This window comes from Priestia sp. SRI_019, from assembly GCF_057586255.1.
The window spans coordinates 1-15858 of record NZ_JBYCZN010000008.1; the positions used below are offsets into that span (position 1 = coordinate 1).

General features: G+C 33.0%; 21 protein-coding genes. 15 read left to right on the plus strand and 6 right to left on the minus strand.

Annotation, left to right across the window (positions count from 1 at the left end):
- Window positions 1–97 precede the first annotated feature (97 nt).
- From AC2YJL_RS24855 to AC2YJL_RS24895, 9 genes are all read left to right on the plus strand, one after another.
- Window positions 98–355: a SunI/YnzG family protein gene (locus AC2YJL_RS24855; RefSeq protein ID WP_354315522.1), complete on the plus strand. Its 258-nt coding sequence runs from the start codon at window positions 98–100 to the stop codon at window positions 353–355.
- Between the two features lie 178 nt (window positions 356–533).
- Window positions 534–935, plus strand: coding sequence for a hypothetical protein (locus AC2YJL_RS24860; RefSeq protein WP_354315523.1), 402 nt, complete (start codon window positions 534–536; stop codon window positions 933–935).
- Window positions 936–972: 37 nt separating this feature from the next.
- Entirely contained in the window at window positions 973–1164 is a 192-nt protein-coding gene (locus tag AC2YJL_RS24865; RefSeq protein WP_354315525.1) for a hypothetical protein, read from the plus strand.
- 277 nt (window positions 1165–1441) lie between these two features.
- On the plus strand, window positions 1442–2107 hold the full coding sequence (locus AC2YJL_RS24870; RefSeq protein WP_487375002.1) for a DUF2711 family protein: 666 nt from the start codon (window positions 1442–1444) through the stop codon (window positions 2105–2107).
- A gap of 94 nt (window positions 2108–2201) precedes the next feature.
- Complete coding sequence (locus tag AC2YJL_RS24875; RefSeq protein WP_354315527.1) at window positions 2202–2684, plus strand: hypothetical protein; 483 nt, start codon at window positions 2202–2204, stop codon at window positions 2682–2684.
- 56 nt (window positions 2685–2740) lie between these two features.
- The gene (locus tag AC2YJL_RS24880; protein ID WP_098804209.1) at window positions 2741–3019 is read left to right on the plus strand and encodes a hypothetical protein; all 279 of its coding nucleotides are present in this window, start codon (window positions 2741–2743) and stop codon (window positions 3017–3019) included.
- A 278-nt stretch (window positions 3020–3297) separates the two neighbouring features.
- Window positions 3298–3741 carry a hypothetical protein gene (locus AC2YJL_RS24885; protein ID WP_487375003.1) on the plus strand — a complete coding sequence of 148 codons (444 nt, stop codon included), beginning with the start codon at window positions 3298–3300 and terminating at the stop codon, window positions 3739–3741.
- A gap of 140 nt (window positions 3742–3881) precedes the next feature.
- Window positions 3882–4235, plus strand: coding sequence for a CPCC family cysteine-rich protein (locus AC2YJL_RS24890; RefSeq protein WP_487375004.1), 354 nt, complete (start codon window positions 3882–3884; stop codon window positions 4233–4235).
- A gap of 146 nt (window positions 4236–4381) precedes the next feature.
- Window positions 4382–4888 (plus strand): DinB family protein, encoded by a 507-nt coding sequence (locus AC2YJL_RS24895; protein WP_487375047.1) that lies wholly within the window; start codon window positions 4382–4384, stop codon window positions 4886–4888.
- An 85-nt stretch (window positions 4889–4973) separates the two neighbouring features.
- Here the strand turns inward: AC2YJL_RS24895 and AC2YJL_RS24900 are convergent, their stop codons facing one another.
- Together AC2YJL_RS24900 and AC2YJL_RS24905 are read right to left on the minus strand one after the other, a co-directional pair.
- Window positions 4974–5816: an erythromycin esterase family protein gene (locus tag AC2YJL_RS24900; protein ID WP_487375005.1), complete on the minus strand. Its 843-nt coding sequence runs from the start codon at window positions 5814–5816 to the stop codon at window positions 4974–4976.
- A gap of 20 nt (window positions 5817–5836) precedes the next feature.
- Entirely contained in the window at window positions 5837–6325 is a 489-nt protein-coding gene (locus AC2YJL_RS24905; RefSeq protein ID WP_487375006.1) for a hypothetical protein, read from the minus strand.
- A gap of 757 nt (window positions 6326–7082) precedes the next feature.
- Between AC2YJL_RS24905 and AC2YJL_RS24910 the strand changes: the two genes are divergently transcribed.
- Window positions 7083–8270 carry an MFS transporter gene (locus tag AC2YJL_RS24910; RefSeq protein ID WP_427580485.1) on the plus strand — a complete coding sequence of 396 codons (1188 nt, stop codon included), beginning with the start codon at window positions 7083–7085 and terminating at the stop codon, window positions 8268–8270.
- 237 nt (window positions 8271–8507) lie between these two features.
- Entirely contained in the window at window positions 8508–8927 is a 420-nt protein-coding gene (locus AC2YJL_RS24915; RefSeq protein WP_487375007.1) for a MarR family winged helix-turn-helix transcriptional regulator, read from the plus strand.
- A 177-nt stretch (window positions 8928–9104) separates the two neighbouring features.
- Here the strand turns inward: AC2YJL_RS24915 and AC2YJL_RS24920 are convergent, their stop codons facing one another.
- Window positions 9105–9983 (minus strand): LysR family transcriptional regulator, encoded by an 879-nt coding sequence (locus AC2YJL_RS24920; RefSeq protein WP_025753558.1) that lies wholly within the window; start codon window positions 9981–9983, stop codon window positions 9105–9107.
- Window positions 9984–10290: 307 nt separating this feature from the next.
- Between AC2YJL_RS24920 and AC2YJL_RS24925 the strand changes: the two genes are divergently transcribed.
- The 3 genes from AC2YJL_RS24925 to AC2YJL_RS24935 all read left to right on the plus strand — a co-directional run bounded on the left by AC2YJL_RS24925 (window position 10291) and on the right by AC2YJL_RS24935 (window position 13415).
- Window positions 10291–10569: an ArsR/SmtB family transcription factor gene (locus AC2YJL_RS24925; protein ID WP_025753557.1), complete on the plus strand. Its 279-nt coding sequence runs from the start codon at window positions 10291–10293 to the stop codon at window positions 10567–10569.
- Between the two features lie 357 nt (window positions 10570–10926).
- Window positions 10927–11499: a flavin reductase family protein gene (locus AC2YJL_RS24930; protein ID WP_025753556.1), complete on the plus strand. Its 573-nt coding sequence runs from the start codon at window positions 10927–10929 to the stop codon at window positions 11497–11499.
- 734 nt (window positions 11500–12233) lie between these two features.
- Window positions 12234–13415 (plus strand): MFS transporter, encoded by a 1182-nt coding sequence (locus AC2YJL_RS24935; RefSeq protein ID WP_025753555.1) that lies wholly within the window; start codon window positions 12234–12236, stop codon window positions 13413–13415.
- A gap of 162 nt (window positions 13416–13577) precedes the next feature.
- On the opposite strand, the gene AC2YJL_RS24940 is transcribed toward AC2YJL_RS24935, so the two are convergent.
- Both AC2YJL_RS24940 and AC2YJL_RS24945 read right to left on the minus strand, forming a co-directional pair.
- The gene (locus tag AC2YJL_RS24940) at window positions 13578–13781 is read right to left on the minus strand and encodes a L,D-transpeptidase (protein WP_371400299.1); all 204 of its coding nucleotides are present in this window, start codon (window positions 13779–13781) and stop codon (window positions 13578–13580) included.
- A 236-nt stretch (window positions 13782–14017) separates the two neighbouring features.
- Window positions 14018–14623: a recombinase family protein gene (locus tag AC2YJL_RS24945; RefSeq protein ID WP_025753554.1), complete on the minus strand. Its 606-nt coding sequence runs from the start codon at window positions 14621–14623 to the stop codon at window positions 14018–14020.
- 287 nt (window positions 14624–14910) lie between these two features.
- Between AC2YJL_RS24945 and AC2YJL_RS24950 the strand changes: the two genes are divergently transcribed.
- Complete coding sequence (locus AC2YJL_RS24950; protein WP_047932933.1) at window positions 14911–15390, plus strand: hypothetical protein; 480 nt, start codon at window positions 14911–14913, stop codon at window positions 15388–15390.
- A gap of 140 nt (window positions 15391–15530) precedes the next feature.
- Here the strand turns inward: AC2YJL_RS24950 and AC2YJL_RS24955 are convergent, their stop codons facing one another.
- Window positions 15531–15812: an AbrB/MazE/SpoVT family DNA-binding domain-containing protein gene (locus tag AC2YJL_RS24955; RefSeq protein ID WP_034655538.1), complete on the minus strand. Its 282-nt coding sequence runs from the start codon at window positions 15810–15812 to the stop codon at window positions 15531–15533.
- Between the last annotated feature and the right edge of the window lie 46 nt (window positions 15813–15858).

A 15858-nucleotide genomic window follows, 5' to 3' on the forward strand; every position in this document is an offset into this window, starting at 1 on the left:
TGTTTATGTAAACTAGCAATGAATATCGTATTCATTCATTTCTCTATCTTTATAATGTGTTAAAATGTAATTATAAGGAAAAAAGGGGGATGTTTATATGTTTACAGTGGGGATCGATGTTAAGAAAACAGAAAAAGAATTAATCATAAAATGGCAACTTGCTAAGTTTAATATTGCACTAGAAGATATTATTGAAATTACGGAAGATGATACGTATGGTGGTAAAGAAGCTGATGCAATCCGTATAGGTCCTCCATATGGAACGACTGATCGAATTTTTATTAAAACTAAGAAGCAAGATTATATACTTTTCACTACAAACAGGGCAACAATCCTAAGCAGAATACACTCATAATCAATGATCTTTATGTACATATAATGGCCACATCTAACCATAGATGTGGCCATTAATATTTAGTTTTACTACCGGGAATATTGACTATGTAAACTGAATTTGTATGCTTTATACACTGAGTACCAAAGTGAAACTGGTATAATAAATAGAACTTATAACATACATGGGAGAATTAAATATGGATTCTAAACAGTTATTTTTAAGAGAAATACATAGCATCATTAAGGAATATGCAGAAGTAGGAGAACAATTGAAACAACCAGATAAAGAATTATCCTGGGAGGAATTTAATTTAACTGAAAGTGAAATAAGTGCTTTAAGTGCTCAAAAGTTTACTGACGAAAGTATTAGTGCAATCCAAAAAATTGTAAGAGATAATATTATGGGTGCTTTTCATAGTGCTTTTTGTTTACTAGATGGGGTAAGTGATCCTGCATCCGAAAATGAAGAAGATGTATGGATCGGTTTAAAGTTAGAAGAAAAACTAGATGATGATGAGGATGAAGAATTCTTACATGACGAACTGTATAGTTCATATTGGGATTGGCATGACCTGATTACTAATAAGAATAATAGCTAACGGTAGAAAGTCTTCCAATAATTTAGGAGGTTAAATCTTGAAACCAGTTTATAGATTTTTATTAACCTTTACATTCTTTTTCATCAGCAATTTAATAGTAAATGCCTTTTTTAAGCATAATTTAAATATCCTAACAGCCTTTTCAGTTGCATTTGGTAGTGCATTCGGTTTGTTCCTTGTTGAAATCTACGCGATAAAAAAGTTGTTTAAAGATGTAAAAGATGAATGAAATACACATTTTTCAATGACCGATAAGAAATAAAATGGTGTCAGTAAAAACTGACACCATTTTATTTGCTATTTAATTAGTGGATTTGTACTCAAAAAGGGTGCGAAATCACTTGTTTTTTTATTCGTTTTTTACCATTTTCTACTTCAAAACTGAACTATTTAAACTTATCAGGTGCTTTTTTTGTAACGATAATTTTGGTTATGTTGACTAGAAATTACTGTTCTCTGTATATAAACTGTACGTAACTAAGTATATTCAAAGGAGATGTCTCATTTTGTTGGATTATATATGGATCGATGGAGATTCACCTATTTTGTCCCAATTACCTAATGACTTTAATTCTGCTGCTATTCTATTCCACCCTTTTATTCAAATGCCCTCTGGTTGGGAGAAATCCAAGAGAGAAAATCCTTATCAGCATATATATCCTAGTGATGAGGAAATGCTTAAACTTGGAGAACCAATATCATGGAAAGAAATAATGGCCAAATGTAATTTAAAATCCTACAAGGAACTATTCAAAGCGTTGCAACACCTTACTGGTGTGCCTAGTGATGAATATAAAAAATTAGCTCCTTATGTTAATTCTAATCCAGATTTTTATTACCCCGAAGAAGATCGTACATCGTTGTTTATACTAAATAGTTTAGTAGAGATCCTCTGTTCAAAAGGGGCAAATACTTTATATTTTTCTGAACCTATTCACGACACAAACGGTTCATTTAAAGTCAATGATATGTCATCTTTGGAAATAGCTAACTTATCTCCTAACGAGTCAATTATTACAGATGAAAATATGGATTTTGCATTTATGGGGATCTATGATTCGTTTATAACATTGCTTTTAGCTAAAGATACAAATATTGAGGATACAATTAAGTCTCTAAACCTTGAAGCTTTAATATGTGATAAAGAAACACACCTTAATTCGTTTATTTAATAGGTACTGATGAGGAATATTATGGTAACTACTTTTGCATACATAGGGTTATAATTAATTTTAAATAAAAATCTTATATATAGAGTTGATGAGAATGAACAAGGAAACACGTAAGCAAAGAATAAAAGAACTTAAAAGAAAGAATCTAAAAAGACAATTGGAAGAAAAATTTAGATGCGCTTGTGCTTCTATAACTGATTTTGAGTTTGTTGCGTCTGAGGAAATCGAATTGAAGTTTCAAAACGCTTATTCTAATGATCGAGAACCTCACATTCAATTCAAACATAATTTGGATAGAATTATGAAGGAAATGGCATTTTTACAAGAAGAATTTGAGGCATATAGAAATGAATATATATTGTTAGATCAAAAGGAGATACTTCCTTCTTACCGATTAAAATTAAAATTTGAAGACTTCTGGAATAACTTAAACCCAATAGCTAATTTTTTAAAGCTTGAAGAAGAATCCTCACTCTTTTGGTTTACTTTACTAGGAGATCAAAAGAATTTCGGAATCTTTATTTATGAAGATGAGTATGGATTGGATCATATTTTATTTTGGAATGAAAGTTTTTGAGTTACTGGAGCGCTAATTGCGTTAACTTTAGTAAATATTTAAAAAAGGTGAGATGAATGTTAGAAAGCCAACCAACAAAACAAGATTTGATAAACAAATTAGATAAAGTTCTTAAAGGAGATATGTCTAGAGAGAAATTTAATGCCTGGTCCTATAAATGGATTCAAAACCTAGAGAGTAGGAATAGACTCTCTTCTGATGAAGATCAACTACATGAATATCTTATTTTTTTGTTATGTATTGATTTAGAAATTGAACCAGATATATATTTCCATGAAGATATAGAACTAAAAGAATGGATTGAAAAAATAGCGCAAAGTAGACAATTATCTTAATGTAAGTTTTTAAATGATTGCCGATAATACGTTTTATGTTAACTAAGGTTATATATTATAGTCACCTTAAAAAACAGAAAAACCTACTGAAACGGAGGGAACCAGTAGGTTTTTTCTGCTACATTTATTTGATTAAAGGATGGAAACTTTACAGTCTCTTGGGTAGTTTGCTCTGAGTAGGATATTTTAATTCATATAAAAAGCAAATAAAATGGGTTCACTCTTTCAAAATATACAGGTAGAATAAGACGAATTATGTTTATATAGGAGGAACGATTTTGTATCGATTAAAAATGTATTTGGTATTGCTATCTTTTGTGACTTTATTTTTACAAGGGTGTGATATAGAAGTAGCCAAACCCCTAGAAGGAAAATATTGTACAAATGGAGGTAGGGATACAAATGCTGAATTTGGTAAGGAATGTCGCTATGCTATTTTAGCAGGGTATGATGATGCAGGTCATTATACAAACCTCATTAGCGATTTATATGATAATAAAAAAGGAGTATCAATTGTCGCTCCTATTTACTCATTTGAAGAGACTAAAAACTTTGTCTATATGATTAGTAAAAAGGAATACTTAATATTTGACAAAGGAAATAACAAATTAGAAAGAGACATCCAGAAAGCTTCCTTGTCCAAGACACAGAAATCAATTTTTAAGCACCTTGAGAAAGAAAAAAAAGATACAATAGGAAAAGTTAAAGAAGAATCTAAATGATAAAGATTCGATCTTTTTATTATTTGATTTCTTATAACATTCATTATCTTAATTACGAATGTATGGTGTATACAGAGTGAACGTTAATCTATTATTTATAGTAACATAAGTATGTATTTTAAAAGGGAGTGATAAGTTTAATGCACCGTGTACCATGTCCGTGTTGTGAATATTTGACTTTAGAGAATGCAGACGATTACGAAATCTGTATCCTATGTAATTGGGAAGATGATGGACAGGATGATCCTCATGCTGATGAAATTTGGGGAGGTCCTAATGGAGAGTATTCTTTAACCCAAGCAAGAAAAAATTTTAGAAAGCATAATTCTATGTATAACATCCCAGAATATAAACCCTCAGTGGAAAAAGAAAAGATAAAAATGAAATTAATACATGCATTTGGAAAATTAAACTTTAATTCAGTAACCGATAAGCAAGAAGTTTGGAAAGAGATAAATCACTATGAGAATGCCCTACTAAATGAAAAGATATAGCAAGAAATCTGACGCTTTGTAGTTACTTCTGCAGGTAGCGCCGATTATGGTAACTATAAATGTATATAGTAGTTACCTCAATTTTTATATGTGTTAAATTTTAATAATAAGGAAATTTAATAAAGAAGGGAGCAATTAACTTGCTAATGGACCTACATTTAGATGATGAAATGGAACCTTCAGTAGCTCTTTTGTATGCAACCGTGGCTGATACATACAAGCGATTAAAGCTGCTAGTAATGGATGTGGATCAAGAAGAATTATTCTTTAAAGGTGCAAACAATGAGATGAATAGTATTGGACAATTACTAAGACATTTAGCCGTTGTTGACTTACATTGGGTTTATCGATTTAGGAATCAGTCTGTACCATTAAGTGTTCAAAAAGAATATGGTCCTTTGATTGATTCGACAGGCCAACTTCCTTCTGTACAAGACACAACAACTGTCGATTTAATAAATAGTTATGAAAAAGTTCAAACGATGTTTCGTTTAGAGTGTATCAAGTTATCGGAAAAAGATCTAACCAAGGTCGTTTCATACGAAAATGGACAAACAGCAACTATTCGTTGGGGGATATGGCATATAGCAGATCATAGTCGGTATCACCAAGCTCATATCGGCTTATTAAAGAAGTTATATAGACAAAAATAAGTTACTGCTAACACAAATTAGACTCCTTTGCTTGTTTGTTCTACTAAACGAAGGAGTCTATACGAACAACTATCATCTAAAAAACTTAAATGATTTTAGCTGGCGTGATATGTTCAATCCAAATAATTCCGTCATACTGTTCTTTCAGTATCATTTCTTCCTTTAAGAACCCCCAATAAAGAGCAATGCGAGGTGTGTATATCCAGGATGTTCTTTTATTATATGGGGCATGAAGAAAGTCAACGAATAGGGAAGAGTGATTCCCATACTTAAGCAGTGCTTCTAAGCCAGTAGGGTCTTTCACTTCATTTACAGGTTTAACCGTTTTATTATCGCTACTATCTAAACTTGCTCCAGAATAAGCATAAATACCAATGGTATAGGTTTGTCTTTTGAAACTATCAGGCAAGTAATCACCCATATTATTGAGGAAGTTTTGCCCATAGTCAGCATATTTCACTTTAGAGTTATTTTTTCGTATATGATAATTATGTCCCCATACAATTATTTTTTCTGTTGGATACATTTTTTCTGCAAGGTACTCAAGATTTTCGGCCATCATTCGATCCCGTAAGACCATCGGATGTTGCTCTATATCATAAATAGGTATATCATGAGCAACGTTCCAATTAGGTAATTCATATCTCATAAGTGTCTCTTTTCTTAATTTCAAAGATTGTAACAGGATGTCTACATCCTGTTCTTGTTGAGGGCTTAAAGTTGCCAATTCCTTTCTATGTTCCTCTACGAAACGCTCTAATCTGCTGTAGTTTTCATTAATTTTGGCTTGTTCTTGAACAAAATCGTCTTGTGTTTTTTGATCTTGTAATTTCATCATGCTTTCCTCAGCTTGTTTAAACAAATCAGCCTTTGAAGTGTCCACTTGTTTGATCCATTCATAGGTTGATTTCGTAAAAAGATTGCCCATTACCTGAATATCAAATCCCGTTAGTGTAAGAGGGTCTCCTTTTTTTCTTGTTCTTGGAGATATTTAAATAGATCTGCTACTTCTTGTGTATACCAGACACCAAAAATAGAGCGTTTCATGAGCTCTGTAGAAGATAAATTATGTAATTGACGGTATGCACTGTTAGTCTCCGCGAAGCCAGATTCAAAGGCCAGAACATCATATCCTAATTCTTCATGGAGGTATTTAATGAGTTCCACTTTTGTGGCGCTCATTTCATTTGATCCATGTGTAGTTTCACCTAGTTGGACAATACGTTTCCCTTTTAGCACTTTCTTTAAGAACTTTAAATGATCTTTCCTCGAATTTTTAGTAGCCTCTAAAGGATAAGAATTGCTTTTAATCCATTGTTCCCAATTCTCCACATCTTTTTCGTTTGTGTCTGCAAATGTTGGCGGCGTTAAGGTACAAAATAAAAAACACGTTACTATAAAACTTAGAAAACACCATTTCATTTTTTGATTCTTCATAGTTTCCTCCCTGTTTATTGACCTCATTCACAGTTTAATTGGAAATTCTATGTAAATCTAGTGGTTTGTATATTATTGTAAGTTATATCTATTGATTCAATCTCTAATAAAAACGAATTCTTATTAGTCATACCCTCCTTTTGATAAATTGTTATATTTATAGCAGTTAAACGTAAAACTTAAAATCATTTAACGTTAATATATTTTTTGTAATATAAACTAAACCACACATAAAAATTAAAGTTATTATATACCAGAGAGTAAATTCATAAACTACTTTATAAAAATAAAAGTTTCACTATTTACTCTAAGTGGCGACAAATACGCAGTTTTTCTATAAGATGTGTAATAGGTAATACTACTTTTAATAAAATACGGTAACTATTACTTTTATTAATAAGATTAAATTAATCTTATACAGGATGCGTTGTCCTTATAAGAAATATAAAAACGACCAATGATCGTATTGGTCGTTTTTCACGAGATAAGCTTACTTGTTTGGGTTTCTTTAAGTAGTATATGTTTCTGTGCTTTATTCATCCAAAATGATAAAAGCATACTTATTTCACTTTCACATTAGTTTCATTCACTTTATTTTTTCTAATAGGCTTTGCTGTATTCCATGTTCGTTTTCCATTCTCAACCTCATAACATTTTTGTTATATACGTTATAAAAAATATGCATTTCATTTATAACAAAACCTAATGTAGCATAGAAGAGGATTAAGTTTCAAGAAATTAACTGGAGGTAATTAGTATGGTCAATCGTAATAAATTGTTTCTATTTGCACTTATACTAGCTGCATTTAACCTTAGGCCGGGTCTAACTTCAGTTAGCCCAGTATTGCATGGAATAACGAAGGATCTAGGTATGAGTTCTACTTTAGCTAGTTTGCTCACTTCCATTCCTTTGTTATGTTTTGGTTTTTGTTCGTTATTTGCTGGTCGTTTAGCAAATCGCTATCAACCAGAGAAGGTGATTACTTTCGCCATAACTTGCATAGGTATTGCAACGTTTCTACGGGCCTTTACAAATTCCTCAATTTACCTATTAATAACAGCTTTATTAATTGGCGCGGGAATTGGTGTTGTAAGCCCTTTGCTTTCTGGTTTCATTAAAAGTCATTTTCCAGAGAAGGCAGCATCGATGATAGGCATATATTCTACTTCAATGGTAGTGGGTGCATCTATTTCTATTGGGCTAACGACACCACTTCAACACTGGTTCAATCATTCATGGAAAAATGGATTAGCATTTTGGAGTATTCTTGCTCTACTCTCTATTCCACTTTGGCTTATGGTAATAAAACAATCTCGTATTCCTGCAAGTAATTTCTCACAAAAGAAGAAGGTTTCTTTACCATTAAAAAATAAAAAAGCCTGGCTATTAACTTCTTTTGTAGGGATTGTAACTCTTCTATTTTATTGTTTTGCAGCATGGCTACCAGCCATTGTAGAGGAAAAAGGGTGGACGCCAGCATTTGGTGGTCTTGTAGGTACAATCGCTATGATTGCACAGCTACCAGCTACTCTTTTATTACCTAGTCTTTTAAAAGTGCTACCGAGCAGAAGGTTTTGGATTACAACCTTTACCTTAAGTATAATAATTGGTTTATCCCTTTTATGTTTTACAAACATAACACCTATTGTTTCAAGTATATGTTTAGGGGTTGGTGCTGGTGGTCTTGTGTCGCTAACTTTATTGTTACCATTAGATATGGCATCTTCCCCTATGGAAGCAAGTACTTGGTCAGCAATGACCCAAGCAATTGGATATATGATCGGTGCAGTCGGCCCATTCATAATTGGATTTCTGCATGATTATCTAGGAAGTTTCGTTCCGACATTATATCTTCTAATAATTATAGGATTCATTGCCATCTTATTAGGGTGGAAGATTACCAAACCAGCTAAGGGTAAAGCAGAAGGCCTACCTGTGAAATAAAAACCACGAAGTAAATCGTGGTTTTTATTTTAACTTTTGAAAAAGCCTATATAACAACTTTTAAAGTATAGAGTGATATTACTGTGTGCAAGAAGAGGTTTGGTCCCATGAATACATTTGGTCAGATAAATAGTAGCGATTATATAGAATCACGCGTGGGTATCGCCTACTAATAAAGACTTATATTACTCGCTTATTAGCTTAAGACATATTTTTCTATCTTTCTGAGGTGACGTTATGGATTTACACGATTTAACAGTGCATCTTATTCATCGTACAGATGTAAGAGCAATGAATTATTTCAAGAAAAAGCTCAAACCTTATGGCATGACTCCAGTACGATGGAGCATCATTAGTGTTCTAGATTCTCAAAAAGGGATCACCCAAACAGAACTAGCAGAAGCAATTGATAAGAAACAAACAACTATTGTAGAAATGATTTATGCGATGGAGGAAAAAGGACTCATAAAAAGAATATACAGTAAACGAGATCGTCGCTTACACTATCTATTTCTTACAGAAAAGGGGGAAGAGTTAAAGAAAATTCTTTCACCTTTAGTTGAAGACGCTCACCTCTTCATCACGCGTCAATTAAGTGATGAAGAAAATACTCAACTAAAGACATTGTTAAACAAGGTATATAACGGTATACAATAAGCCGTGTTACTGAATATTCCTTATAAAGAGAAACCTTTTTTATAAGCACTCAATAAATACTCTTCCTAGCCACTACCATTCATAAATAGTAGAAATAAAAAAGACAGCCACTTTTTGAATCAAACGGCTGTCTTTTTATATGCACTAAATAGCAACACATGTTTATTTAAGTACTATTTAAGCATCTTCTTCAGCAAAAAGGGTACGAGCTGTTTGGATAAAAGCATCTGTTGCTTTGGATATATCTTTCATATCTAGCACTGCTATATTGATATCTCTATACGTATCTGGTTTTAACTCACGAACAACGACTTGGTCTGGCAACCACCAAATATTTTGTTTTGTTGTAATGGTAATTCCTAACCCTTCTTGTATCATACTTAATCCTGTCTCTATATAATCCATCTCAAACCGTACTTTAGGAGTCAAGTTATACTCATTGAATAGAGCATGAATCTGTACCTCATAACCGCATTTTCCAATTAGTATATCTTCACCTTGTAGGTCAGGAATACTTATCGTTTCTTTCTGAGATAAAGGATGGCTTGAGTGCATAAGTACAATCAGTTGATCTTTAATTAAAGGTAAGGTATCAAAATCTTTATCAGGAGGAATGATAATTCCTACATCAATGCATCTGGAACGTAACCACTCTTTTACTTGATCTACACTACCTTCCGAAAGCTTGATTTCTATACCAGGATACTGACTTTCCATTGCACGTATGATCTTAGGAATAAACCTAGTACAAGCAGTTCGGTAAGCGCCAATGTGTACCTTTCCAATTTCTAACCCCTGTTCAGCCACAATTAATTCATCTACTTTTTGTAATTCACTCAGGATTGTTCTAAAAGTAATTAATATTCTCTCTCCTACATCTGTAAAAGATATTCCATTCTTCTTATCTCTTTTAATTAACTTCGTTCCTAATTCCGATTCAATTGTTGCAACGGTACGACTTACTGCAGGTTGTGTCATATGTAGTGCTTCACCGGCTTTTGTAAAACTTCCTGTTTCTGATATACGGACAATAAGTTCAATTTGTGATTTGTTCATATCAATTTTGTTATCTCCTATATAATTAATGTGCATTTGATTGGTATTGGAACCTAATGTATCATGAAAAAGAATTAAACTTCAAGAAATTAACCGAAGATAATTAGGATTAGCAATGGTAATAAATTATTTTTATTTGTGCTTATAGTACTGTTTTGAGGGTTTTATCTTTAAAGTGCATTTGGCTTTAGCAATACTATATAATCATCCATCAGGAAAATGAAATCTCTATAGTGTACTTGCAACTATAATTTTAGCTTGTACTCATATGGGGTATCTAATTCATTCAGAAAAAGGGGTACTAACAATGGAGGATAACTCGAAGTTACAGCAGGCGACAAAAATATATAAAGCACTCGGTGAACCGACCCGATTAAAGATTGCTCGTTTGCTTGCTAATGAAGCAAATTTATGTTGTTCGGATATTGGGACAAAACTTGAATCAATTGCTGGATCAACTTTATCCCATCATTTAAAACAATTAACTGATTGCGGACTTCTGAGTACTTATAAAGAAGGGACATATATATACTACAGCCTAGACCGTGAGTTAATTGGAAAGTATGCTCCATATGTGATGGAGTAATTTCTCTTAGTTCTATATTTCTATACTTAAGGAAATATAGAACTAAGAGGTATGATTTTTCTTGTCTGGATTATGGCTAAATTGCTTGATAGGTATCCTCATCTAAATTCTGAGTATATCTCCATTACTAGTACTTTAGATAAAAAGGCTAAAGCAAATCATCTATCGTTATTATAAGCGCGTTAAATTCATGTTGTGTCACCTTTATAAAACATTTCTGAAGAAATTGTAAAGGTCACTTTGTCTACGTGCAAAAATCAGCTCTTTACAGCTAATTTTTCAAACGCTCGGTTAATGTATGAACTTAAATCTATATTTCTAGAAATATAGAAATATAAAACAAAAGGAGAATGAATAATGGCAATTAAGCCTGTTGATTTAAAGAAAGCATACCGTTTATTACAAGTAGGTCCAACAACCATGATTTCTGCTAAACACGATGGGATAGAAAATGTAATGGCAGCCGCTTGGGTCGGTCTGGTGGGAAATAATAAAGTGATGGCATTTATCGGCAAACAAGCTTTCACACGTGAACTCGTTGAAAAGAGTGGTTATTTTGTAGTACATGTTCCAACTGTTAAACAAATGGAAACTGTCTTGTATGTTGGTGAGCACAGCTCTAAAGAAATAGACAATAAACTTGATAAGATCTCACTATTTTACCAAGAAGAGTTTGATTTACCACTAGTTGAAGGTTCTGCTGGCTGGCTAGTATGCAAGGTTCTCCCAAATTCTGAAAATGAACAAGAACATGATCTTTTCATGGGTGAAATTGTCGGTGCTTGGAGTGATGATCGAGTATTCAACAACGGACATTGGATTTTTGATGATGCTCCTGATGAATTGCGTACAATACACTATGTTGCTGGCGGTCAATTCTATGCTATTGGAAAAGGTACCAAATTTAATCACGGACCTGGTACAGACTAAATAAATCGGTAAAGAAAACTCTCACAGTCCCATTTTGGTTAGATGAAATGGCCAAAGAGGAAATGCTTTTGAGGATGGACTGAGTCTTAAGAACAAGTAAAAATCATCCTTACAAAAAAAGTGGCCTTTCTCTAACGAGAAAGGCCGCCCATATTGTTTACTTATTTTGTTCGAGAGTTACATTTTCAACTACCACAGCTTTTTCAGAACCTGTAACTGAATTGGAACTTGTTCCTGTCTCCATTGTAAAGGCCAGTATAACAACGGCTGTCAATGCAAGTCCTCCAACAGCATAAGCAGCGTAACGCTTTAAGCTCTTTACAGTTAATTTTTCAAACGCTCGGTTAATTTATGAACTTAAATCTATATTTCTAGAAATATAGAAATAAAAACGAAAGGTGTGATTTGTTTTGTCAAATATGTAGAAAATTTATTTATTGGCTGCCATTAGTTTTCTTAATGGTACATCAGAATATGTTATTGCTGGAATCTTAGACAGAATTGCTAAGCTAAATCACATATCGTTATCATCAGCTTGTTAGATTCATTTTTTTGTCGTTTTCGTAAAATGTTGAATAAAAAATTATGCAACTTTCTTTACCCACGATTAAAAAAGTTGACTCAGTATTGTCATTTTTTAATCGTGCGGTTCGTTATTGAATTTAAATCTATTGTTTCAGACGATAGTTTTAGATATGTATATATGAAAATAAAATTATTAGGAGTGACATCATTTGTCTAACACATTAAAGATTTATATCTTGGCCCTCATTGGTTTTTTAGTCGGGACTTCCGAATTTATTATTACAGGAATTTTAGATACGATTGCAGATTCACTTGGAATAACTGTGGCTGCAGCAGGACAATTAATTACAATATTTTCACTTGTATATGCAATATTCACACCCATTCTTATGGGATTAACATCTAGTATAGATAGACGTAAATTAATGATTTTTTCGCTTGGTTTGTTTGTAATAGGTAATATCTTAGCATTTGTCCTACCAGGTTACGGATTATTTGTAATGACTCGAGTAATTATAGCACTTGGGACGGGGATGGCGGTTGTTACTGCATTCACTATCGCTGCAAAGATCGCACCAGAAGGTAAACAAGGTAGCGCGATGGCTACAGTGATGATGGGATTTTCGTCTTCATTAATCGTTGGAGTACCTCTTGGAAGAATTATTTCTAGTTTATTAGGTTGGAAAGCTGTTTTTGGTGTACTAGCACTGCTAGGAATTCTTGCAATGATAATAATTAGAGCAACTATTCCACTTATTAAAGGTGAAAAGTCTGTACCACTAGTTAAACAATTGGCTCTTTTTAAGAAAAGAAAGGTTACAATCGGATTAGCAATTACTTTTTTCTGGCTTGGCGGATATTCAATTGCTTACACGTACCTTTCACCTTATTTATTAAATGTATCAGGAATACAGGAAAAACTTTTAACTGGTATATTTCTGATTTTTGGTATTGCAAGTTTATTTGGTTCTAAATTTGGTGGATTTAGTACAGACCGTTGGGGAGTTAAAAAAACACTGATAGGTGGAATGTTGTTACACATCATTGCGTTAGTACTATTATCTCTTGTAACAAATTCTTATGTGAGTGTTTTAATAATATTAATACTTTGGTCATTTGCTGCATGGTCAACGGCACCGACACAACAATATAACTTGGCTACAATCGAACCAGAGTCATCAGGCGTATTATTAGGTTTAAACCAGTCAATAACGCAATTGGCAATGGCAGCTGGTGCAGGAGTCGGAGGTGTCTTTGTTGAGAAAGTATCACTATCTTCAGTTACATGGATAGGCGCACTAGGAGTTGCAATTGCTATTGTAACCACTTTGGCACTTTACCGAGCAAAGTCAAGCAAGATGTCAGTAGAGTATAAAAAGTCAGCTTCTTAATTCATGGTTAATGCCTGCATCATAGAGAAATTGTTAATACTGCTCAGTAAGACATTTGATGAGTCGGAATGACTCATGTGGACCGCAATGAGTAGCAATGACAATATCACACAAAAAAGCAGTATTCCCACGCTATTTACGCGTGAGAATACTGCTTTTTGATTAATTTTCTTTTAAATGATACCCTTTGAACTCGTAACCGTACATGCTCGTCAATTCTACAAAGCTCTTATAGGAATACGTAATCGCAACTGGTGTACCAACTTGAACTTTATCATAAAGCTTTTCCACATCTACATTATGAATTCTTACACAACCTTGGCTCACGTACTTTCCAATGCTGCTTTCATTGTTATTGCCGTGAATGCCTTATGTATCACCATACGTACCGTTAGCATTTAACCCTAACCAACGTTTTCTTAAAAGATTTCGGGGATCGCCCCCAGGAATATGTCGTGTATAACTTGAAACAGTTGTTTTAATTATTGGTCTATTTGTAAGTGAAAAGATAAAAACGATCATATAAAGAAAACAATGTAAATAAGAGCATGATCTGATATCTTATAAATTCAGCTTAGGCTTCTTTTTATTTCTTGTTATAGTTACTTATTTGCTTCATAAGCCCTTACCTTATTGTAAAACGTCGCTTTCTTCATGCCTATTTCCTTCATAAATGCGACAGCCGTAATTGTTCCAGACTTCCATTCTTTATATAACCTATCCCATTCTTTAGGAAAAGCAATGATGGGACGCCCTAGATGTTTTCCTTTTGCCTTAGCAACGGCTATTCCTTCTCGTTGGCGCTGTAAGATGGTTGCTCGTTCCTGTTCCGCCATAGATGTATAAACCTCTATAATGATGTTATTAATCATGTCTATAACCCACTCTTGACCTTCTGGTACCTCTTGCATAGTCGTGGGTAAATCAATAATTTTGATTCGGATTCCTTCCTTTTTAAACTGCTCTAAATATTTTTTTATTTGTGCTTTATTCCGGCCTAGACGATCAATCGATTTAATATACAATGTGTCGCCCTCTCTCATTGCCTTAAGCATATTTTGAAAGCCGTCGCGTTCCATGTCCTTCCCACTCGCCTTATCACTGTATAGATATTTTTTATCTGTTAAATACGGTTTTATTGCTTCTAACTGTCTATCTAAGTTTTGTTCATTAGTGCTTACACGAATATATCCAAAATTAATTCCCATTGTGAAAACCATCCTTGTTCATAATAGATAGTTTAAGTATAGGACAAAAATTATAAAAAGGTCTATTTATTTTAGAACGTCTAAAAAGATTTATTTTTAATATTAAATAGACTCAATATTATTGATTTTTCCATAGTATAAAAAGGTGTACTTTTTTAGACTGTCTTTTTGTCGATAAGTGTGATCTTGGAGTGAACAGGATAAAGATAAATTCGAAATAAAGTAACTAGCAGTTTTCTTTAATTAACAGTATATGGTATATTTGGTTAAAAAGGAAAATTAACCTTATGATAGGACTTATTATTGCTATTATTCTGTTTAACTTTATTGCGTTTAAAACAAATAAAAGATTGACGGCAAATCAAATCGTACATATTTGGGCATTTACAATTGCTTTGCAACAACTCGGCGATTTATATATTGATACAAAATATCATGGCTATTGGTACTTTTCTAAAGATATTGATGGGTGGCGTGAAATTCTTACATTAACAGTATTGATTCCACCAGTGAATATGATGTTTCTAAATTGGTATCCTTCTGGAGAAGCCTTTCATAAACGTATTATGTATATTTTTTATTGGATGATAGCTATTTTACTTTATGAAGCCATCACATTATTACCTGAACCGTGGGGATACTTTAAATACGGTTGGTGGAATCTATGGCATTCAGCCATTATGGATCCTTTACTTTTACTTATTGTATTAGGATATTATAAATGGATATATAAGTTGGAAAATAAGCTCTTAGCAGGAAAGAAATAAAAACAAAACGCCACCCCTCAGGAGACAAGGGATGGCGTAACATCAAAGTTTATCCTTTATACATAATTTTACACATTATAGATTTATCAAGGCTTCAAGCCTTTGAAAAATTACCTCTACTCCATAAAACCATGAATAAATTAAGCTTTTATATTGAACTTAAACTCTATTTCATTCTTTAAAATTTCCGCCCCTCTTGGACTTAGCACTAAACCTTTTGCATATTCCCTATTTTGAGGAGTGATGTCACCTGTTACTATACATTCGTTATAAGACATGTATTTCTTTAAAATAATTTGATTCCCATCAACAAAGATCTCGATAGGGTCTTTTTCTTTAATAGCAAGAACCTTTCTTAGCTCAACTGGAATAACAACTCTACCTAATTCATCTACTTTTCGTACAATACCTGTTGATTTCATTTTATATTCTCCCCTTCCTGCTGCAATATTCTACTTCATTTGATTT